The following is a 21012-nucleotide window of genomic DNA, read 5'->3' as shown; positions in this document are numbered from 1 at the left end:
AATATGCTGTTACTTAGTATTGCAATAGCTGCGCTGGCGATAGGTCTAATATCGTTAGCGTTAGTTTTTGCATTGAAAAATAAACAAACGAGTGAGCTGAATTTTGTCATGCAGCAGCTTAAAGATACCTCCGAACAAACTCATATTTTGCGAAGTGAGGTTTCTGAATTACGAACAGGCTTGTTGAGTATAGGTAAGCGTGTACTTGATGTTGAACAGCAGCATCAAGAATTAGTTCAACAACAAGCGGCTCAAAAGTATGATGATCCAGATGCCAAAATTTATTCGCGTGCTGTTAAAATGGTTGAGTTAGGGGCTGATTTAGAGGAGGTAATACGCGAGTGTGAATTACCTCGCGCTGAGGCTGAATTACTCTTTTCATTGCATAAACAAAAAGGCGCTTAGCGCCTTTTTAGTTATCAGCGTATAAATAATCTCATGCTTTAATATTCAACTTACCTTGAAAGTCTTGCCAACCTGGCGGGAATTGACCCCTTAATACATACGAAAATGCAATGAGTTCTGCAATTACATAATAAAGTTCTTTTGGGATCTCTTCTCCTAACTCTAAATGCGACAACGTTTTAGCAAGTGCAGCATCTTCGTGGATCATAATTCCTTTTAGTTTAGCCGCTGCTATTATTTCATCAGCTAACTCACCAAACCCCTTCACACTTACAGTGGGGGTGTTGCCAGCTTCGTATAAAAGTCCAATGGCTGATTTATTAATAGGTGTATCACTCATAGCTAAACCTTAATATTAATAATTGCATGAGATTTATAAAATGCCTGATTGTTAGCATCTCCTCGTTTTAAATTAAGTTCACCAACTTGCAAACCATGTTTAGCTAGTTTTGATCTTAAATTATCTAGGTGAGGGTGAGCAATTGCGCTTACTTCTTGGCTTGAGGCTAATAGCTGGCAATCAAGTGCTTTATCCATTAACTCAGCAGTAATTTGTAGCTGCCCAAGTTGGGCATAATCAAAGTTTAGCCTTACAAACCATACATTTTTATCTCCTAATTTATCTGCGTTTGGCTTTTTATATTGCCCCAGTGTTATTTCTGTTTGTGCTGCTTCTGGAGGTAATCTCATGGGTAATAAAAATTGTGCAAGCGGGTTTGTGTCTGGCTGTTGATTTGGTGTTGAGACACTTACTTGGGTAAGTGTATTTTTAACTTGTACAATTTCGCTAGCCAAAGCTTGAACTTGAGCCTGTTGGAGTTGCTCAAGCATTTTTGCTCCAGTGTTACCTGTTTTAAAAGTAGGTATAAGTACTTGCAAAAGTGCATCTAAGCCAGTTTGATTATTAAAACTGATAGGTGTTACTGACTGGCTAATTATAGGGGCGGCTAAAATACTCACAGCTACTTGTTCAAGCCCTTTAGTGAAACTACTTTGCAAAATGTCCCCCGTTAGATGAGACGGTTGTAAAGTAGCAAGTATTTCACGCTGTATGGTCGCAGGGTGTGTGTTATTGCTTGAGACCATACGATTAAATGCTTGGTTGATTAACCGAGTTAAATCGGGTGTTTCTTTTGTTACTTTATTTGTAATATCAGTGATCTGATTACTTAAAAGTTGTTTATTGCTAGCCATTTTATCTGTAGGGGCGGTGGTGTCAGGAAGCTTTAATAATATAGTTAATAGCTTTGCTTCAATTGGTTGAAGCATTTGACTACGAGAGCCTGTATTAGATAACGGCTCTGCTAATGAGATAATATTTTTAGTAACTGTTTCATTTGTAGTCTTAATTAACGTGTCAGTTTTACTGTTAGTACTCGCATTTAGGATGTTTAATTGATTTGCTTTTAAATCACTTGGTGTAGAGCAAGCTACTGTATTTTGAGTAATGTTATTTGTTGTTGGCGTGTTGGTTGTTATGTTTGAAGGTGATTGCCAAACACTAACACTTCCTTTCATAAGCTGAGTTAGTTGCACAAGCGGCGGGAGTCTAGAAAAGTGCTCGGTCAAAATGTTACTTGTATTTTTTGATATCTGAACACTTGCACTTTGGGTAATGTTAACTCTATCTAGTGGTACAACTTTGGTGTTTTTTTGTAAGGCGGCGGATGAATTGGCAGCTGTAAACTCTGACTTATTTTGTGTCGTAAAAGGCTTACTTTCAAAATATTTTACCGCATCATTAATTCGTGTTCTTAAGTCACTCAAGCTATTTTGTAGCCACGATTTTATTGGGCTATCAGTAGTAAGTAATGGATTTACTTTAATATTACTCGCAGAAACGGCTACTTCAGGTGCATTACTTTTTTGAGCTAAAAGCAACTCGTTAAATGGTTTCGAGAAGGAGTTATTAAGCATCACTTTTATGTTGCTAGTATCGGTTTTAATAAACAATTTATCAGCCTGGTTTACTAAGTTTACCTTAATAGTCGTGCTTGGTAGTTCACTAACTTGTTTATTATTTATAGGCGTTGTAAACGACCCCGACTTTTGTGGATGAGTTAAAATGGCCAGTTTTGGTGTTGCTTGCAGTTGTGCATTAGGTAGCAGCGCTGCGAGTAATTTAGTCAGTCTTGTTTGACTCAGTGGTTGCGAATGAACTGTATCAGCAAAGCTGTTAATAATATTTAGCTGTGCACCTTTATTGTTAGTGCTTACAATTACTTTTAAAGGTTGCTCGGTTATAAGTAGCTGCGCTACGTCTTTATTTATTGCAATACTGGCGTTGAGTTTATCAATGACTAATTTGGGAGTAGGCGATAAAACAACCTGGACATCCATTGGCTTACTTTCTACCTCAGTGCCTGTGCTTACATAATTTAATAAACGCTGTAACTGAGCTGGTTGACTTAAGGTGAGGGTTGTACTGTTTGGCATAATGTTGAGCTTTTTGCCATCAGGGCTGAGCTGTATGTTAGCACTGGGTATTTTTTGTAAGTTTTGAGGTGTGTTAGTAGTGCCAAGCCTTAATGTTTGCCAATGCTTATCAATAAATACATCAAGCGTAATCGAATCTTTCGAAAATTGTATATTTTTAGCGGCAAGCACCTCATCAGGTAATTGCGATAATTCATTCGTTTGAGCATTGCTCGATTGATTGATAACCAATGAATTAGATAATGTGATTTGCGTTGGCGTATTCATTATTTTAAATCAAGTTTTCTCTATTTTAGGTGAATCGATTTTAAAGCAATATTCGTATTACCCTATCATTATGGTAGACTAACGCCTAATTTTTGGCAGAGAGAATCGTCATCTTGTTACACATTAAGTCCGTCACCTGCATCAAGCAAGATCGTTGTTTGTTTGCGGATCTTAATTTTAGCCTTAATAACGGTCAAATCATGCAATTAGCAGGCCCTAACGGGGCTGGGAAAACATCGTTATTGCGTATTATCGCAGGCTTTTCTGCGCCTGATGAAGGGGCTGTATTATACCAAGAATTGCCGATATCTAAGTACTATGAAGAGTATGCCAGAGAGCTATTGTTTATAGGTCATAAAACGGGTGTAAATACTCAGCTTAGTGCAGTGGAAAATGTTAGCCATTGGTTGCAAATTAATGGCTATAGCGAGCCTGATCTATACCCTATTTTAGCGAAACTAGGCCTTGTTGGACTTGAAGATGTGCCTGTTAGGATGTTATCTGCTGGGCAACAGCGACGTGTTGCTTTAGTAAGACTATGGTTAAGTGATGCTAAACTATGGGTGCTTGATGAGCCATTTACTGCGCTTGATAAAAGTGGTGTCGCCTTTTTACAACAACGATTTACTGAGCACTTACAAAGCGGTGGTGCTATCTTATTAACGACCCACCAAGATTTAACGACCCACTTTAGTAACTTACAAACGGTTACATTGGAGTATCGTCACTAATGACTCGTCAACACTCATATTGGTTACTATTTAGTGCGGTATTTACCAAAGATATAAAGCTTGCGTTTCGTCAGCGTGCAGAAATTGTAAACCCTATTTTATTTTTCTTAATTGTAATCTCATTGTTTCCGTTAGCAATAGGGCCTGAGCCCGGTCTACTGGCAAGAATGGCACCGGGAATTATTTGGGTCGCTGCGTTACTTTCTACTATGTTGGGCTTGGATAAGTTGTTTAGAGATGATTTTAACGATGGCTCATTGGAGCAATTAATTGCATCATCTTATCCGTTATCGCTAACGGTGCTTGCTAAAGTGGCTGCTCACTGGGTGGTAACAGGTTTACCGCTTGTATTAATGACACCGTTGTTTGCATTGTTATTGAATCTAGAAAGTTTGGCGCTAACAGCGACCGTTTTAACATTATTATTAGGCACACCGCTATTGAGCTTTATCGGCGCAATTGGCGCTGGGCTTACTGTGGGATTACAAAAAGGGGGGATTTTGATGAGTTTACTCGTACTGCCTTTGTATATTCCTGTTTTAATTTTTGCAACGTCGGCTATCGATACCAGTACCTTGTCACTGGATTATAGCGGGCAGCTTGCCATCCTTGGTGCAATGTTACTTATTGCTATTATTAGCGCACCAATTGCCATATCGTCAGCTTTAAAAGTGAGTGTAAGTTAATGTGGAAGTGGTTACATCCCTATGCTAAAGCGGAGCGTGCATATCAATTATGCAATACGTTACTGCCTTATTTTGCCGTAGTTACTGTAGTTAGTATGATTGTTGGTTGGGTATGGGGGCTTGGTTTTGCACCTGCCGATTACCAGCAAAAAGACAGCTACCGTATCATTTTTATTCATGTTCCTTCTGCCATTTTATCTATGGGCGCTTACTCATCAATGGCTATTGCAGCTGTTGTTGCACTTGTATGGCAACTACGAAATGCCGAACTTGCCGTTATTGCTATAGCGCCTGTTGGTGCATGTATTACTGCTGTTGCGCTTATTACTGGCGCTGCATGGGGTAAACCTATGTGGGGTGCTTGGTGGGTATGGGATGCACGTTTAACGTCTGAACTTATTTTATTATTTTTATATCTTGGCGTGCTTTCGCTTTATCATGCGTTTGAAGATAAGAAGTCAGCAGGGCGTGCGGCTTCTATTTTAGCAATTGTTGGCGTAATTAATTTACCTATTATTCATTACTCTGTTGAGTGGTGGAATACGTTACACCAAGGTGCAAGCATTACAAAGCTAGATACAAAAGCGATAGATCCAAGTATGTTTTGGCCTCTTATGGTTAATATTTTAGCCTTTGCTGCTTTTGTTGGAACAGTGACTTTAATTCGTCTTAAAAATGAAATTTTACAACGCGAAAAGCACCGACCGTGGGTACGCTCGTTGTTAAATAAGGGGTAATTATGCAGTTTGACTCTTTTTCTGATTTTATTGCAATGGGAGGTTATGGATTTTATGTCTGGCTTTCTTTTGGTACATGCGCACTTATTTTACTCGGTATTTTAGTGAACTCTTTGAGAGACACCAAACGTATTATGGCTTCAGTGGAGCAACAAATAATACGTGAAGCGCGAATTAAAAAAGCTAAGCAGGAACAAATCTCATGAATCCAAGACGTAAAAAGCGCCTATTGGTAATCATTGCCGTACTGTTTGGTATTGGTGGATCGATTGGTTTAGTGCTTTATGCACTGCAAGAAAATATTAATCTTTTTTATACGCCAAGCGAATTAATTGATGGCAAAGGCCCTAACAAAGAAAAGCCACATATAGGTCAAAAGTTACGTATTGGCGGCATGGTTGTGCCAGGCACTGTTGAGCGTAATGAACAAAGCTTACAAGTAAGCTTTAAGCTAATCGATACAGGTCCACTAGTGACTGTGCGTTATCAAGGTATATTGCCAGACTTGTTTCGTGAAGGGCAAGGCATTGTAGCGCAGGGCGTATTAATCGAACCTAACGTTATTGAAGCATTTGAAGTGCTAGCAAAGCATGACGAAGAATATATGCCAGCAGAAGTTGCAGAGGCGGTTAAAGGTATTAAGCACGAAAAACCAAAATACAACTTAGATAGTGGTAATTAGCTATGATCCCAGAAATTGGTTATTTTTCTTTAACGCTTGCCATGGTATTAAGCGTTTTACTGTGTATTTTTCCTCTTTGGGGCGCGCATACCGGTAATCTTCGCTTAATGCGTGCAGCTCCCTCTTTAGCAATTGGGCAATTCACTTTTGTTTTAATCTCTTTTGCAGCACTTATTTACGCCAGTGTAACGGATGATTTTACCGTATCGTACGTAGCATACCATTCAAGTAGCACGCTGCCTTGGTATTACAAAATCACCTCTACGTGGGGCGGCCATGAAGGCGCTATTTTACTGTGGCTTGTAATGCAAGCAGGTTGGACAGCAGTAGTTGCTGCACGCTCTAAATCACTCCCTTGGGTGTTACGTGCTCGCGTATTGGGTGTGCTTGGCTTTTTAGGTGTCGGTTTTATGATGTACACCTTGCTACTTTCAAGCCCGTTTGAGCGCCTACTTCCTTATTTTCCGGTAGAGGGGCGTGATTTAAATCCGTTACTTCAAGATCCGGGTATGATTATTCACCCGCCATTACTGTACATGGGTTATGTAGGGCTATCGGTTGCTTTTTCTTTTGCTATTGCTGCGTTATTAACCGGTAAGCTTGATAACACATGGGCTAAGTGGTCACGTCCATGGACAATGACTGCATGGGGCTTTTTAACTCTAGGAATCACAATTGGTAGCTGGTGGGCATATTCAGAGCTTGGCTGGGGCGGCTGGTGGTTTTGGGACCCAGTAGAAAACGCATCGTTAATGCCATGGCTTGTGGCAACCGCATTACTGCACTCATTAAGCGTAACTGAAAAACGCGGTGTATTTAAATCATGGACTGTTTTACTAGCTATCGCAGCGTTTTCATTAAGCCTTTTGGGAACCTTTATTGTACGCTCGGGTATTATTGTATCGGTACACGCTTTTGCAACAGACCCTGATCGTGGCTTATTTATACTTGCCTTCTTAGGCATCGTTGTAGGTGGTGGCTTGGCGTTATATGCACTGCGTGTGTCACAAGTTCACAGTGAAGGACGATACAAGCTGGTATCGCGCGAAGTGGCGTTATGGCTCAATAATATATTTTTAGTGGTTGCTACATTGATCGTATTGCTTGGTACGCTATTACCTATGGTACATAAAGAAATGGGCCTAGGCAGTATTTCTATTGGCGAACCATTTTTTAATAAAATGTTTGCAATAATTTTAGTGCCGTTTGCTATTTTGATGGGTATAGGACCATTTTTACGCTGGAAGCAAAATAAATGGGCTTTCTTACAAAACAAAATATTAATGGGCGTATTAGCCAGTGTTGTAATTACCTGCGCTTGGTTGTTTTCAAGTTACGACTTAGTAAAACCACTTACGCTATTAGCTACTACGCTTGCGGTTTGGATTGCAATATCAACCTGGATCGATATTTACACTAAAGCCGCAGTGCATGGCACCTTAAAAGAAGGTTTAAAACGCTTAGGTGTAAGTTACTGGGCTATGGTGCTTGGGCATATTGGTATTGCATTTGTTATTGCGGGTGTAACGCTTACATCGGCATATTCAGTTGAGCGTGATGTATCTATGAAACAAGGCGATACAGTCCAGCTTAATCAATATGAATACCGCTTTGATGGTGTTAAAGCTATTCGCGGACCAAACTACAGTGGTCATGCTGGTGTTGTATCTGTGCTTAAAAATAATGAACTAGTAACACGCTTACACGCCGAAAAACGTAAGTATGATATTGGTATGCAGTTTATGACCGAGGCGGCAATAGATGCAGGCTTTACACGTGATTTATACTTAGCGTTAGGTGAGCAGTTAAGCCAAGGCGCATGGTCACTTCGCATTTATCACAAACCGTTTGTTCGTTGGATGTGGATTGGTGGTGTGCTTATTTCCCTCGCTGGATTTATGATTTTATTTGATAAACGCTACCGCACATCAGCTAAAACAGCGCGTAGGGCTGCATCGGAGAGTGTTTTATGAACCGTAAAATTTTAGCTATTGCGCCGCTTTTAGTGTTTGTTTTTGTGTGTGTATTTTTATACCAAGGTCTTTTTGCTAACCCTCGTGAAATTCAAACAGGGCGATTAGGTCAAGAAATGCCAGCATTTAATCTACCTGATTTAATGCAAGACAATAAGCCATGGACTAACGAGTCTTTAAAAGGCGAGGTTTACTTACTAAATGTATGGGGCACTTGGTGTCCTACATGTTTAGTTGAGCTTGGCTATTTAACTAAGTTACGTGAGCAAGGTGTTAAAATTATTGGGCTTTATTACGTACAAGGTTACGATGCTGATTTTGATGGCCCTTTTGATATGCAATCACTTCGCACAGAAGTGAGCGATATGCTGCAACGTGCGGGTGACCCATATCAATTTAATATCTTGGATTTACATCGTACTTTGTCGTTGGATTTAGGCGTGTCGGGTGCGCCTGAAACATTTTTAGTCGATAAAAACGGCACTATTTTGTTGCATCACACGGGCGATATAAACCCGCGAGTATGGCGAGCTAAATTTGCGCCAATTATGCAGGAGCTTAAATAATGAAATGGTTACTACTTACGCTTAGCATTTTTGTAAGCATCAGTGCGTTTGCAGAGCAAGACCGCTATCAATTTGATAACAACAAACAAGCAATATTGTTTGAAGAGCTAACTAAAGAGCTGCGTTGTCCTAAGTGTCAAAATCAAAATATTGCGGACTCCGACGCTGTTGTTGCTAAAGACTTACGCGATAAAGTACTCGTATTGGTTAAAGAAGGTAAGAGCAAAGACGAAGTGATTGATTACATGATTGACCGCTTTGGCTATTTTGTTCATTACGACCCACCAGTTACACCCGCGACTTTAGTACTTTGGGTATTACCTGTATTAATTGTCATAGTCGGCTTTGGTTTTATTGTTATTCGCCAGCGAAAAGCATCAGTAAAACAAACCTGGAGCAGTGACGACGAAATGCTGCTAGCTAAGCTAATTGAACAAAATAAACGTCAGGAGCAAAGTTAAATGATTTTAATGTGGGCGTGTTTTGCTTTACTCACACTGGTTGCTCTTGCGTTTGTGATGTTGCCTTTTTTAAAAAAAGAGCACGTTAAAACAATTACTCATAATGCCAATGCGGAGCTAATTAGTATTTATGAGCAGCGTTTAGTTGATTTACAAACCGATTTAGATAATCAACGCATTGATAGCGTCAATCACGCAGAATCAATTGTTGAATTAAAACGCCGTTTATTGAACGAATTATCGCCAGAAAAGTCACTTAATAGCAAAGGTAATAATCGTATTTTTGCTTTAACAGGCGGTGCATTTGTTCTTGCACTAACGGGGATTTTTTATAGCTTTACAGGTAGTCAGCAGCAAATTTCGGCTTGGCATGATGCAATGGATAATTTAGCGGATTACGGTGAGCGTGCTGTAATGCAAAAAGGTGAGCCGCTTAGTCAAAATGAGCTGCAGGCTTTTGCATTGGCGCTTCGTACTAAGCTTAGCAGTTCGGGCGATGATGAAGTCGCTTGGATGCTACTTGGACGAGTTGCTATGTCGCTTAATGAATTTGACATGGCGCAGCAGTCATTTGATAAAGCACTACGTATGAATCCTGATAATATGCAGGTACTTATTAGTTATAGCCAAGTTTTATTACTAGAAGGCAGCGAAGCTAATATGACCCGTGCGGCAGGTATGCTCTCAAAAGTACTAAAAGTTGAGCCTACCAATTTAGATGCAATTTCGTTATTAGCACTAATTGCTTATGAACGTAAAGATTGGCTTCAAGCCAAAGCTGCATTTGAAGTTTTACTTGCGAGTATGGAAAAAAATGATTCTCGTTATAGCATGATCTCTGAGCGTATTGCTGATATAGAGCAGCAAATGCAAACGGAAGGCTCTGTTATGCCAGTTACTACTACAACGGGTGCTATTGCAGTTACTGTTGACATTGCAAAAGAGCTTATTGATAAACAACCAAAAAACGGTATTTTATTTATATTTGCAAAAGCTGCAAGTGGTTCGCCAATGCCGTTAGCTGCTGTTAAACTCGCTAAATATTCATTTCCAATTACAGTCGAGTTGAGTGATAGTAGTGCAATGGTTGCAGGGCTTAACTTATCGAGTGCCGAAAATATTATTATTTCGGCGCGTATTTCTATAGATGACTCGGTTATGCCAAGTTCTGGTGAGCTAGAAGGTCATTCACAGTCGTTAAAGCGTGAAAGTGTAAGTGACTACCAACTTCAAATTGATACATTAATACCTTAAGGACGTTAGATGTTAAAGCATAGTTTTACTTTTTTATGTTTATTGGTACTGGCCGGTTGTGCTCAAGTACCACAAAGTAAAGTAGATGAGAGAGATCCTCTGCAAAGTATTAATCGTCCATTATATGACTTTAATATGGATGTACTCGATGCATACTTGTTGCGCCCCGCAGCAGTTGGTTACATGACAGTTACACCTGTACCTGTACGCCAGAGCGTTGTCCATTTTACCGACAATATAACTGCTCCTGTAGATATGATAAATGCCGGCCTGCAAGGTAAGCCGGGTAATGCAAGTGTTAGCCTTGCGCGTTTTTTAGTTAATTCTACTGTTGGCATATTTGGTTTGTTTGATGTTGCCAGCTCATTAGGCCTTGAAGTTGTAGATGAAGACTTTGGACAGACCTTGGGTGTGTGGGGGGTGGGCGATGGCGCTTATTTAATGCTGCCTGCTATGGGGCCAAAAACAGTGCGTAACTTAACGGGTGATGTCGTCGATAACTTTGTACTACCTGAGGTAGCATTAACGACTCCACAAACTATTCTAGTGTTTGTTTTAAAGGCAGTGGAAGCGCGCGCCTCATTAATCCCTCAAGAGGGGCTATTAAATGATTCACTTGATCCATACTTGTTTGTGAAAGATATTTATTTCCAGCGTCAAATTTATGAACTATACGATGGTAATCCGCCAATCAAAGAAGAGCCCGCTGATTTTGATGAAGACTTTTTAGAAAGCTTATAACCCAACACCAGCAAACAAAAACGCCAGCTAAATGCTGGCGTTTTTGTTTGCTGGTGTTGTTATTATTCGTGAATCATTAAATGCATTTGCTCATCGACCCAAGCTAGCGCTTCATGGTAGGCATCAGGTACTTTTTCACCAAGGTTTAGTTCTGTAGTTATGTCGTTAGCCGCTGACCAGTTTGCTTGCTCATAATACTTAACTAGGTTGAGGTATTGTGCCAATAAACCTTCGTTATCGAGTAATGCTGCTTTTATTTCGTTAGATAAAGGTAATTTCTGCATTACGCTTTCCATACTCTCATCTAAAATAGCATCCATTAGAGACATCATACCGGTTAAAAAAGCCATGCCAGTATCTTTAAATTGGCCATGAGAAATAGCGAGTAATTCACCAAAACGTGCTCGGGTTAAGGATAACTTGATTAATTCAACGGGTTTATCTGCAGATACTTGCGCAGCAAAAAGTAATGATAAGAGCTTTTTAATTTCGCTAGCGCCAAGCACAATAAGTGCCTGCTTAATTGTACTGATTTCAGCACGCCTTGCAAAGGCAGCAGAGTTTGAATACCTAAGAAGCTTATAAGATAGATTTACATCACGCTCAAATACATTAGTGATTTTTTTAAGATCTATTTCAATACTTGAGGTTTCATACAGTAATTCAGCTAATGCCATCTCTGATGGTGGCAATGCTTTACTTTGCACCATCTCGGGTTTTGAAAAGAAGAATCCCTGAAAATAATCAAAACCGAGTTCTAGTGCCAAGCTATACATTTCATACGTTTCAACTTTTTCGGCAAGTAATTTAATATGAGAATGTTGTTTTATATCGTCAATAACGTTTTTTATTGTACTTGTATCACATGTTAAGAAATCAATTTTAATGATGTCTATAAATGGATAAAAGTGACGCCACACAGGCTGATGAATGTAATCGTCAAGTGCAATAGTATACCCTTTATCTTTTAGGTCTTTAACAATTGCTAATAAGCGCTTCCCGGGTTGAACTGTTTCAAGTATTTCAACCACAATTGTATCTTTACCCAGTAGTGTTGGATAACCTTTTGATAACGTATCCAACGTAAAGTTTATATAAGCGGGCTTATTATCAGTTAAATCTTCTAAACCAAAGTTGAATTGACTGCCTTCTATTAAACGTGTTGTCGCTTCGTCACCATCTATATCGGGAAACACATTATCGACGCCATCGCGAAATAAAAGCTCATAACCAATGAGTTCTTTTTCACGATTTAAAATCGGTTGGCGTGCGGCATAAAAGTACATAAACAATTCCGTATGAGTAAAGTCAGCAGGTATTGTAATAATATATTGGAAAACATTCAAAATAGCATTACGTATATTTGCATGATTAATAAATTATCATTAAAAATAAGAGGGTTTATCTGTTTTATTTTGTGAGTTTACATAGTGTTGTTCTAAAAGTGTGCAGCATGAATATTTTTAAACTAGGAAAAGGTAACAAGTTGGAGATTTCCATATTAGGCATGATATAGTCGGCTGGAATGCTTTTACCTCAATGCTGTCTTTATTATAAAATTTTAAGAGTCAATATTCGGATTAAAAGCTTGGTATTATTAAATGTGCGGAGGCTAATTTGGAAACAGGAATGATTATTTCACTGGCGTTATATTTTGTTGTAATGCTAGGTATCGGACTATATGCATATAAACAATCTACAAGCGATGTCTCTGGTTACATGTTAGGTGGGCGAAACTTATCACCAAGTGTTGCAGCTCTTTCAGCTGGTGCATCAGACATGAGTGGTTGGCTTCTTATGGGTCTGCCTGGTGCGATGTATTTATTTGGTTTAAGTAAAGCTTGGATTGCAATAGGCTTGGTAGCTGGCGCTTGGGCAAATTACTTTTTAGTTGCTCCTCGTCTACGTGTTTATACAGAGAAAGCAAACGATTCGGTTACAATTCCTGATTACTTTGCAAATCGTTTTGCAGATAATAAAAATATCCTTCGTGTTATTTCTGCAATCATAATTATTCTTTTCTTTACGCTTTATACATCATCAGGTGTAGTTGCAGGTGGTAAGCTATTTGAAAATTCATTTGATATGAGTTACGAAATGGGCTTGTATGTAACAACAGGCGTTGTGGTTATATACACTCTGTTTGGTGGCTTTTTAGCAGTAAGTTTAACTGACTTTGTGCAAGGATGTATTATGTTTTTATCCTTGTTAATTGTCCCTATTGTAACTTACAGCATGCTGGATAACTCTGTGGTTGATACACTTTCAACAGCAACTTATGATCTACTACTTAGTGCACCTAAACCAGACGAAAAGGTACCATTAGACATGCTTAACTGGTTTGCCGGTGGCTCAGTTGTTGCAATTATTTCAGCATTAGCATGGGGGCTTGGCTATTTCGGTCAGCCGCATATAATTGTTCGTTTTATGTCTGTGCGTTCGGTTAAAGATATGCCGGCTATGCGACGTATTGGTATGTCGTGGATGACGTTATCTGCAATAGGTGCAGTTTTAACGGGTTTATTTGGTGCTGCATATATGATCGAAAATCAAATGTTGATTGGCGATAAAGAAACTATCTTCTTAGTTTTATCAGAACTTGTATTTCATCCATTGATAGCTGGTTTTTTGCTTGCTGCTATTTTGGCTGCAATCATGAGTACTATTTCATCACAGTTATTGGTTTGTTCAAGCTCACTAACTGAAGATTTTTATAAAATTTATCTAAATCGCAGTGCTTCACAAACAGAATTAGTTTTGGTTGGTCGTATTAGTGTTGCACTTGTTGCTATGTTTGCTATTTACTTAGCGTACGATAAAGACAGTTCTATATTAGATTTAGTGAGTAATGCTTGGGCTGGATTTGGAGCTGCTTTTGGTCCATTAGTGCTGATCAGCCTTTATTGGAAACGCATGAACTTTGAAGGTGCGTTAGCCGGTATGATAGTTGGGGCTGTAACCGTTCTAGTTTGGTTTTATGCGCCAATTAAAGTCAATGGCGAACATATTAGCACACTAATTTACGGTATTGTCCCAGGCTTTATATTATCGAGTATTGCAATCGTTGTGGTTAGTTTGGGTACTAAAGCACCTAAAAAGGAAATCACTGACTTATTTGATGAAGTGGAAAAAGAACTGTAATTAGCTGAATTCAAGTTCGAATTAAGCAATAAAAAAGGGAGCAACTTAGTTGCTCCCTTTTTTATTTATATATTAGTAAACGGTTTAGCTTACTTTTTTCTCATCGTTATCTTGGACAGCGGAAGCGTTGTCTGCTTTTTTATTTTTAGCTGGCGCTTTGGTGACAACTGGGTCTTTGCCACCTTTTAATATAGTCATAAAGTCTTCTTTACTCTTTGCTATTTCTAAAGCAAGTGACTCTATTTGTTGCTCGCTCAATGGCACATCTACCTTTTCTAACATTAGCTCAAGCGACTCAGCAATATCGAGCATTTTGTCATAAGCATCAGCTTCTTTTTTAGTAGTAAACGTCATGCGCTCGACTCCGTTTCGTTCTACAACATATTTAACAACAACAGCCATGATTTCTCCTGCAAGCTTGCGTGGCAATGTGGTTTATGAAAACCATTAGATTACTGTTTTTATGTACAGTAATGGTTTGTGGTGTAATTTGCAAGTATCTGATATTAATTTTTAGTTTATTTAAGATTTGACAAAAAACTGTAACTTTACTTTATTTAATAAATCACTTGTTGTACCAGCTGCATTTTAGGATTTCGGATAATAGTGATCATGTGTTTAGGTGATTTTATATAATGAGCTATTTTTATTTTACTATTTCCTGAGCAAAATTTAATAATTCGAAAGTACAATAAGGAAAATAAATGCGTCTTTTACAAAAACTCTTATTCATAAGTATATTATGTTTGCTCCCGACTACTGCAGCGTTTTCACAGGTAGTTGATGTGGTCAAAGAAATGCCTAAATATGATGTTGTAAGTATTAATGATGCTGATGCGAGTATGCTCGCTAAGCTACCAGGAATAGGGAAGAAAAAAGCACAAGCAATAGTTGATTATAGGGAAGCAAATGGAGAGTTTACTGAAGTAAACGATTTAGCGAAAGTGAAAGGTGTAGGAAAAAAGTTAATAACTAAGCTAAAAGATAAAATAACATTATAAGTGGGTTAGGGCGCTTCTAAGCGCCCTGAACATATTCTTTTAATGCTTTACTAAGATTTTTTTTGGCAAAATTAATTTCGATAGGCGTAGTTAATAATGGATAACAAAGTACACCAAGCATTAAAAATGGAATAACTACCCAGCCTTCAAATAGGGTAAATATTAAAAACAGTGGGCTTAATAATATAAGCTTTATTATACGTAATAACACGCGTTCAGTAGGTGAAATCAGACCTAGCGATAGGGCTATAACGGCTTGCCTTTCGCGTACTTTTAAATGTTTTAATTCTATAATTTGACTCGAAAAAAAAGTAAACATACTAATTAAACCGATCTTTTAAAAAGCAAACGACTACTAATCACTATAAAAAATACACTAGCAAATAGTCCAAATATGATTTCCATCCAAGCGGGCATACTCAAACCCAAAAATTGCCAGTCTATATTTCCACAATCACCAGTTGCCTGAAAAAAGCTAGGGATCCACTCATGCAATGGTAAAAATGATGGGAAATTAGGTTCAAATTCACAGCTAAAAGCAAAAGGGTCTGTGGTGGTTTGCATATCTATATGTTCTTGAGCAATCAGGTATCCCCAAACACTTGATACGCCCCAAGTTAAGTAAGCCGCTATTCTGACTACTTTGTTTTGCGGTTTAATTGAGCCAATAATACCAGCGCTAAGTAACCCTAGTACTGCGGTACGTTGATAAATACACATTATGCAAGGTGCTAACCCCATTTTGTATTGAAAGAAAAGGGCGGTTACTTCAAGTAAAAAAACAATAACGGTGAATAAAATCCACGGGGTACGTTGAGTCGGTAATTGTGCAAGCCAGTTCATAAAAATTCCACGCTTAAATAAGACGATATATTATGGCGTAGGATAAAGTACGCAGCAACAAAAAGGAAAAAAAAGCTATCGAAGTAGCTTTTTTTAAGATGAGATTAGTGACTACTTGATGTAGCCCCTATGGTCGCTACATGATGATCTATCCAGCCCCATTGATACATTAGTTCGGTCATATCGCTTAAACCTATGTAAGTAAAGGTAAGCCCTATAGTAGTTAACACGATTGTATATGGTAATGCCATGTAAACCATTCTCCCATAGGACAAGCGCAGTACTGGGGCAAGTGTTGATGTAAGCAAAAATAAAAATGCAGCTTGACCGTTTGGAGTCGCAACACTTGGTAAATTGGTACCTGTATTAATAGCAACAGCTAAAAGGTCGAATTGATCACGGGTAATTTCCCCAGCTTTCAGTGCCGCTGCAACTTCGTTTATATACACAGTACCAACAAATACATTATCGCTTACCATGGAGAGTAATCCATTGGCGATAAAGAACATGACTAATTGTAATTGCCCTTCAAATGTAAGTACCCAAGCAATAACAGGTGTGAATAGGTGTTGGTCTATAATAACGGCAACAACGGCAAAAAACACACATAAAAGCGCTGTAAATGGCAGAGCTTCCTCAAATGCTTTTCCTAGTTGATGTTCTTCAATAATACCGGCAGAGGCAGTTGCCAATATAATCACTGATAAACCTATTAACCCAACAGCGGCTAAATGCATTGCTAAACCGACAATAAGCCATACCGCAATGAACGCTTGGATAGTTAAGTTAACTTTATCGCGTTTAGTTCTTTTACTATCAAGCCCTTCAGCGTGATTTTTTAAAATAGTGTGAATTTTTTTAGGTAATTTAGCGCCATACCCAAAGGCTTTTGTTTTTTCCAGAACAAAAGTAGTTAATAAACCAGCAAAAAATACAGGCAAGGTGATAGGCAGCATTCTTAAGAAAAACTCACCAAACTGCCAACTCGCTCGTTCAGCAATAATTAAATTTTGAGGCTCACCAACCATAGTACAAACACCACCGAGTGCAGTGCCAATAGATGCATGCATTAATAGGTTACGTAAAAAAGCACGAAACTCTTCGAGTTCTTGGCGATTAACTTCTTTTACTTGATTATCATCATTTATATCATGTTCGCTGTTGGAGTCTTTTCCTGACGCGACTTTGTGATAAATACTGTAAAATCCCATTGCAACGGCAATGACTACTGCCATAACTGTTAATGCATCTAAAAATGCAGATAAAAAAGCAGCTGCAAGAGTAAACGCTAAAGATAAAATAGATTTACTTCTGACTGACACGACTAGTTTCGTAAAAATGTAGAGTAATAAATCTTTCATGAAGTAAATGCCGGCGACCATAAAAATCAACAGCAAAATTACATCTAAGTTTTGTGCTATTTCATGTTCAACTTGTCCTGCAGTCGTCATTCCTATAAATAAGGCTTCAATGACAAGTAAGCCACCAGGCTGCAGTGGATAGCATTTAAGTGCCATTGCCAAGGTGAATATAAATTCTAATACCAACGCCCAGCCTGCCACGTATTGATTTAGTTGAAAAAGGATAGGGTTAATAATTAGAAACGTAATGATCGTATATTTATACCATTGTGGCGCATTACCTAAAAAATTCTTAAATGTTGCAGTTAAAACACTCTGCTGCATAGGTGTTCCTTTTTATTGTACTTATATGTATAGCTAGTGCCCGTTAAGTTAATTCAGCTAAAGCTTTGTGTAAACAAAAATATGCGAGTGATAACAATGTACCTAATGTGAATATGGCCTATATTTATATACACTGTAGCTAAAATAGAAAAATCAAAATTTAATTATTTATAAATATTAAATATCTACTCATTTGGTTGAACTAATATACCTTACTTTACTTGTTAGTTGTGCTTCCTCTGGTACAATCAGTCAGTTATTCGTGTAAGACGATAAGTTGTAGATTACTTCGAGTGGGAATTGAATGAGAATTTTTAAAGCGAAAAGCCCAGCAGGATTTGCTGAAGAATATATAGTTGAGTCTATTTGGAATGGCGATTTCCCTCCAGGTTCAATTCTACCTGCCGAGCGAGAGCTCTCAGAGTTAATTGGTGTCACAAGAACAACTTTACGAGAAGTACTACAGCGTTTAGCTCGCGATGGTTGGTTGACTATTCAGCACGGTAAACCGACACGAGTTAATAATTTTTGGGAAACGTCTGGTTTAAATATTCTTGAAACGTTAGCACGCCTTGATGAAGATAAAATGCCTGAGCTGACAGATCAGCTTTTATCGGCAAGAACGAATATTAGTGCTATTTATACGCGTGCCGCTATTAAGTTGAATCCAGAGCGCGTTATTGAAATTTTATCACAAAGCCATGAATTAGAAGATACTGCACAGGCATTTGCTGATTACGATTATAAAGTTCATCACGAATTAGCAGTTGCTGGTAATAACCGTATTTATGTATTAATTCTTAACGGTTTTAGAGGGTTTTATTCAAAGATTGGTTGTCATTACTTTTCAGATGCAGGAACACGAGAGCTTGCCCGTCAGTTTTATAAAGATTTAACTATACTGGCTGAAAATAAAGAGCATGATGGCGCTATTTCTATGATGCGTAAGTATGGTCATCAAACGGGTGAAATTTGGCAGAATATTCGAGGTGATATGCCTTCGGATATAATGGATTAAATCTAAACGAAAAACCTGCATTTGCAGGTTTTTTTTATCTGTAAAAATTCATACCACATTATATGTTTTTTTAAACAGTTTAATGTATTAACCCTTCTTCAGTAACGCTAAAAATACTATCTAATTACAACGCAATTTACACCTCAAAATAGATCTATTATTCAAGCAGATTAGTGCAAGTTGTAAGTGTTCGTTATTTTCGATTGCTCACATCGCTAAATACGATTGTTCTTTTTAAACTAAAAAATTTAGAATGCCAATTAATTATATGTATGCGCTATTGGTTTTTAATTTTTAGCGCCCATATAAGTACCAGCATTGCGAAAGCAATTGAAAACAAACTCAAAATATTTGGAGAATAAAATGGGTGTATTAGTAGGCCGCCAGGCACCAGACTTTACCGCTGCAGCTGTTCTTGGTAACGGTGAAATTGTAGATAGCTATAACCTTCATGAAACAATCAAAGGTAAAAAAGCAGTTATCTTCTTTTACCCACTAGATTTCACGTTTGTGTGTCCTTCAGAACTTATTGCATTTGATAAGCGTTTTGAAGAGTTCCAAAAGCGTGGCGTAGAAGTTATTGGTGTTTCTATCGATTCACAATTCTCACATAACGCATGGCGTAACACTGCTGTAGCAGATGGCGGTATTGGTAAAGTTCAATACGCACTAGTTGCAGATGTTAAACACGAAATTTGTAAAGCATACGACGTTGAGCATCCTGAAGCGGGTGTTGCGTTTCGTGGGTCATTCTTAATCGACGAAGAAGGCAATGTACGTCACCAAGTAGTGAACGATTTACCACTAGGTCGTAACATCGATGAAATGCTTCGTATGGTTGACGCACTAGCGTTCCATACTGAACACGGTGAAGTATGTCCTGCTGGTTGGACTGAAGGTAAAAAAGGTATGGACGCAAGCCCTGAAGGCGTTGCAAAGTTCTTATCTGAAAACGAAGGCGAGCTATAATTTAGCCCTTAGTTTTAAATAAAAAACCGCCAATTGGCTAATGCCAGTCAGTTAACAGCTGACTGGCGTTTTTTATTGGGGTATTTACTGGGTTTTGGTTTCACACATCTCGGATACGCCCGCTCCTGTTTTATCGGTAATATGTGATGTTCAACTTGAGCTTGTAATTGCTCTATTGATTTAGGTATCCGTCCTGCATTTTCTATAAACATTGTATGAATAAGGTTAATAATACTAATAGCACACGTCGTAAAACTCAGGTGTTTTGCATATATTCCAGACTTTTTCTGCGCCATTTTCACCATCTGATATCGGAGCAAGTTATAGCTCAACATTACGCCCCATAATTCTTGCGCTATCATCTCAGGTTTCTTGCTGCGTAGCGTGAAGTGACTATTCAGTAACGTTTGTTTCATTTCTCGATAACCAAGTTCAATTTCCCACCGTTCACTATAGAGGTCAACAATGTCAGCCTTAGGGAAACGCATTGGATCAGTCAGTGAAGTGAGTATATTCACCTCTTTCCCCTTAACCGTTTTTGTGACTAGCCTGACTTCAATGCTCTGTGGTAAATCGTCGAACTTTTTTCTCGCTTGTGCTGTTGCTTTTAGCTTGATAAGTTTGTCTTGACGACCTAAAGAGCGAACAATTTCATATTGCGTGCCTTTTCTCATCGGTTGAAGCCAATGCCTATTTTCCCCAGCATGATGCCAACGATTGAGTAAGCCTAGAGAATAGAAGCCTCTATCAAATAACGTCAGTGAGTTATCGGGTGTTGCCTCGATTAAGTCTTCAGCCAACACCATTTCACTAGTACGACAACTATCAAAGGCGCTCCCCATTAATAAATGGCTAGTTAACTCCATCAAACACACCATGCGAACCTGAGGGAAAGCCGTGTCACCATGCTGATTTTTCCACACGGAGAATGCATGTTGATTTTCAGCAGTATCCGGTGTGCGCCAAATAACACCATCAACACCCAGTAGTGATAGCCCGCACCATGTGGGATGGTTCGCATCAGCATTCCACATTTGCTGACTTTTCTCAAAAACCTGTTTAACGGCATCAGCCCCAAGCCGCTGCCTAGCCTGTACAACCGCACTGGGTGCAACGAGTTCTTTTTTACCTGGTAAAGCGAGCCCTAATTTACTGACAATACTCCACAGTGGGTCTTCACGATAAAACGACATACAAATGACTGTCCAAACGGCTATCTCAACAGGAAGCCTTCTTTTCCTTATCGTCGCGACACCAGCGGTTTCAGCGCATTGTTTGATAAAGTCAGGACATAAAAAATCACTCAGTTGACCTAAGCCTTCTGAATTGGGTGCGTAGCTATTGGCAAGAGAAAGTGCGGTAGTGAGTTGCAAAATAAAAGGCTCCTGAATAAATTCAGAAGCCTTTATAAACTAA

23 protein-coding genes are annotated in these 21012 nt (G+C 38.7%); 15 read left to right on the top strand and 8 right to left on the bottom strand.

The annotated features are described in order from the left end of the window. Positions 1 to 3 precede the first annotated feature (3 nt). Complete coding sequence (locus AC0VZ4_RS14895; protein ID WP_007377934.1) at positions 4 to 405, top strand: DUF2802 domain-containing protein; 402 nt, start codon at positions 4 to 6, stop codon at positions 403 to 405. 31 nt (positions 406 to 436) lie between these two features. Here AC0VZ4_RS14895 and AC0VZ4_RS14890 read toward each other — a convergent pair whose 3' ends face one another. Together AC0VZ4_RS14890 and fliK are read right to left on the bottom strand one after the other, a co-directional pair. After that, complete coding sequence (locus AC0VZ4_RS14890) at positions 437 to 745, bottom strand: EscU/YscU/HrcU family type III secretion system export apparatus switch protein (protein WP_007377933.1); 309 nt, start codon at positions 743 to 745, stop codon at positions 437 to 439. Positions 746 to 747: 2 nt separating this feature from the next. Continuing rightward, a complete protein-coding gene (gene fliK / locus AC0VZ4_RS14885) occupies positions 748 to 3108 on the bottom strand; it encodes a flagellar hook-length control protein FliK (protein ID WP_475440033.1) in 2361 nt (786 codons plus the stop codon). Positions 3109 to 3221: 113 nt separating this feature from the next. On the opposite strand from fliK, the gene ccmA reads away from it, so the two are divergent. From ccmA to AC0VZ4_RS14835, 10 genes are read left to right on the top strand one after another with little or no spacing between them, the layout of a single operon-like run. Next, positions 3222 to 3839 carry a cytochrome c biogenesis heme-transporting ATPase CcmA gene (gene ccmA / locus AC0VZ4_RS14880; RefSeq protein WP_475440032.1) on the top strand — a complete coding sequence of 206 codons (618 nt, stop codon included), beginning with the start codon at positions 3222 to 3224 and terminating at the stop codon, positions 3837 to 3839. Next, positions 3839 to 4525: a heme exporter protein CcmB gene (gene ccmB / locus AC0VZ4_RS14875; RefSeq protein ID WP_475440031.1), complete on the top strand. Its 687-nt coding sequence runs from the start codon at positions 3839 to 3841 to the stop codon at positions 4523 to 4525. Before ccmA ends, ccmB begins: the two co-directional genes overlap by 1 nt. Then, positions 4525 to 5262 (top strand): heme ABC transporter permease, encoded by a 738-nt coding sequence (locus AC0VZ4_RS14870; protein WP_475440030.1) that lies wholly within the window; start codon positions 4525 to 4527, stop codon positions 5260 to 5262. Before ccmB ends, AC0VZ4_RS14870 begins: the two co-directional genes overlap by 1 nt. Before the next feature lie 2 nt (positions 5263 to 5264). Beyond that, positions 5265 to 5468, top strand: coding sequence for a heme exporter protein CcmD (ccmD, locus tag AC0VZ4_RS14865; RefSeq protein ID WP_002959284.1), 204 nt, complete (start codon positions 5265 to 5267; stop codon positions 5466 to 5468). Then, the gene (ccmE, locus tag AC0VZ4_RS14860; RefSeq protein WP_024599192.1) at positions 5465 to 5944 is read left to right on the top strand and encodes a cytochrome c maturation protein CcmE; all 480 of its coding nucleotides are present in this window, start codon (positions 5465 to 5467) and stop codon (positions 5942 to 5944) included. The genes ccmD and ccmE overlap by 4 nt, the downstream gene beginning before the upstream one ends. A gap of 2 nt (positions 5945 to 5946) precedes the next feature. After that, on the top strand, positions 5947 to 7917 hold the full coding sequence (locus AC0VZ4_RS14855; RefSeq protein ID WP_475440029.1) for a heme lyase CcmF/NrfE family subunit: 1971 nt from the start codon (positions 5947 to 5949) through the stop codon (positions 7915 to 7917). Beyond that, the gene (locus tag AC0VZ4_RS14850) at positions 7914 to 8483 is read left to right on the top strand and encodes a redoxin family protein (RefSeq protein WP_007377924.1); all 570 of its coding nucleotides are present in this window, start codon (positions 7914 to 7916) and stop codon (positions 8481 to 8483) included. Before AC0VZ4_RS14855 ends, AC0VZ4_RS14850 begins: the two co-directional genes overlap by 4 nt. Beyond that, positions 8483 to 8944, top strand: a complete 462-nt coding sequence (locus tag AC0VZ4_RS14845) for a cytochrome c-type biogenesis protein (protein ID WP_007377923.1) — start codon at positions 8483 to 8485, stop codon at positions 8942 to 8944. Before AC0VZ4_RS14850 ends, AC0VZ4_RS14845 begins: the two co-directional genes overlap by 1 nt. Beyond that, positions 8945 to 10198 (top strand): c-type cytochrome biogenesis protein CcmI, encoded by a 1254-nt coding sequence (gene ccmI / locus AC0VZ4_RS14840; RefSeq protein WP_475440028.1) that lies wholly within the window; start codon positions 8945 to 8947, stop codon positions 10196 to 10198. A 9-nt stretch (positions 10199 to 10207) separates the two neighbouring features. Continuing rightward, positions 10208 to 10939: an MlaA family lipoprotein gene (locus AC0VZ4_RS14835; protein WP_007377921.1), complete on the top strand. Its 732-nt coding sequence runs from the start codon at positions 10208 to 10210 to the stop codon at positions 10937 to 10939. A gap of 62 nt (positions 10940 to 11001) precedes the next feature. Here the strand turns inward: AC0VZ4_RS14835 and AC0VZ4_RS14830 are convergent, their stop codons facing one another. Then, complete coding sequence (locus AC0VZ4_RS14830; RefSeq protein ID WP_008133803.1) at positions 11002 to 12225, bottom strand: EAL and HDOD domain-containing protein; 1224 nt, start codon at positions 12223 to 12225, stop codon at positions 11002 to 11004. Positions 12226 to 12568: 343 nt separating this feature from the next. Here AC0VZ4_RS14830 and putP point away from each other — a divergent pair, with 343 nt between their 5' ends. Further along, entirely contained in the window at positions 12569 to 14080 is a 1512-nt protein-coding gene (gene putP, locus AC0VZ4_RS14825; RefSeq protein WP_007378629.1) for a sodium/proline symporter PutP, read from the top strand. A gap of 84 nt (positions 14081 to 14164) precedes the next feature. On the opposite strand, the gene AC0VZ4_RS14820 is transcribed toward putP, so the two are convergent. Continuing rightward, positions 14165 to 14482 (bottom strand): YebG family protein, encoded by a 318-nt coding sequence (locus AC0VZ4_RS14820; RefSeq protein WP_475440027.1) that lies wholly within the window; start codon positions 14480 to 14482, stop codon positions 14165 to 14167. Between the two features lie 302 nt (positions 14483 to 14784). Between AC0VZ4_RS14820 and AC0VZ4_RS14815 the strand changes: the two genes are divergently transcribed. Beyond that, complete coding sequence (locus AC0VZ4_RS14815) at positions 14785 to 15081, top strand: ComEA family DNA-binding protein (protein WP_007378631.1); 297 nt, start codon at positions 14785 to 14787, stop codon at positions 15079 to 15081. 16 nt (positions 15082 to 15097) lie between these two features. Here AC0VZ4_RS14815 and AC0VZ4_RS14810 read toward each other — a convergent pair whose 3' ends face one another. From AC0VZ4_RS14810 to nhaB, 3 genes are all read right to left on the bottom strand, one after another. Continuing rightward, positions 15098 to 15400: a DUF6170 family protein gene (locus AC0VZ4_RS14810; protein ID WP_306724101.1), complete on the bottom strand. Its 303-nt coding sequence runs from the start codon at positions 15398 to 15400 to the stop codon at positions 15098 to 15100. A 5-nt stretch (positions 15401 to 15405) separates the two neighbouring features. After that, complete coding sequence (dsbB, locus tag AC0VZ4_RS14805; protein WP_033031451.1) at positions 15406 to 15924, bottom strand: disulfide bond formation protein DsbB; 519 nt, start codon at positions 15922 to 15924, stop codon at positions 15406 to 15408. 104 nt (positions 15925 to 16028) lie between these two features. Next, on the bottom strand, positions 16029 to 17609 hold the full coding sequence (nhaB, locus tag AC0VZ4_RS14800; protein WP_306724100.1) for a sodium/proton antiporter NhaB: 1581 nt from the start codon (positions 17607 to 17609) through the stop codon (positions 16029 to 16031). A 304-nt stretch (positions 17610 to 17913) separates the two neighbouring features. Here nhaB and fadR point away from each other — a divergent pair, with 304 nt between their 5' ends. Together fadR and AC0VZ4_RS14790 are read left to right on the top strand one after the other, a co-directional pair. Continuing rightward, positions 17914 to 18627 carry a fatty acid metabolism transcriptional regulator FadR gene (fadR, locus tag AC0VZ4_RS14795; protein ID WP_007378635.1) on the top strand — a complete coding sequence of 238 codons (714 nt, stop codon included), beginning with the start codon at positions 17914 to 17916 and terminating at the stop codon, positions 18625 to 18627. 363 nt (positions 18628 to 18990) lie between these two features. Next, positions 18991 to 19596: a peroxiredoxin gene (locus tag AC0VZ4_RS14790; protein WP_007378637.1), complete on the top strand. Its 606-nt coding sequence runs from the start codon at positions 18991 to 18993 to the stop codon at positions 19594 to 19596. A gap of 47 nt (positions 19597 to 19643) precedes the next feature. Here the strand turns inward: AC0VZ4_RS14790 and AC0VZ4_RS14785 are convergent, their stop codons facing one another. Then, positions 19644 to 20969 (bottom strand): IS4 family transposase, encoded by a 1326-nt coding sequence (locus tag AC0VZ4_RS14785; RefSeq protein ID WP_475440026.1) that lies wholly within the window; start codon positions 20967 to 20969, stop codon positions 19644 to 19646. Positions 20970 to 21012 lie beyond the last annotated feature (43 nt).

The organism is Pseudoalteromonas sp. QJM3NY_22 (assembly GCF_056173065.1).
Note: the sequence above shows the minus strand (reverse complement) of the source record. Positions and strands in the feature narration are given on the sequence as shown.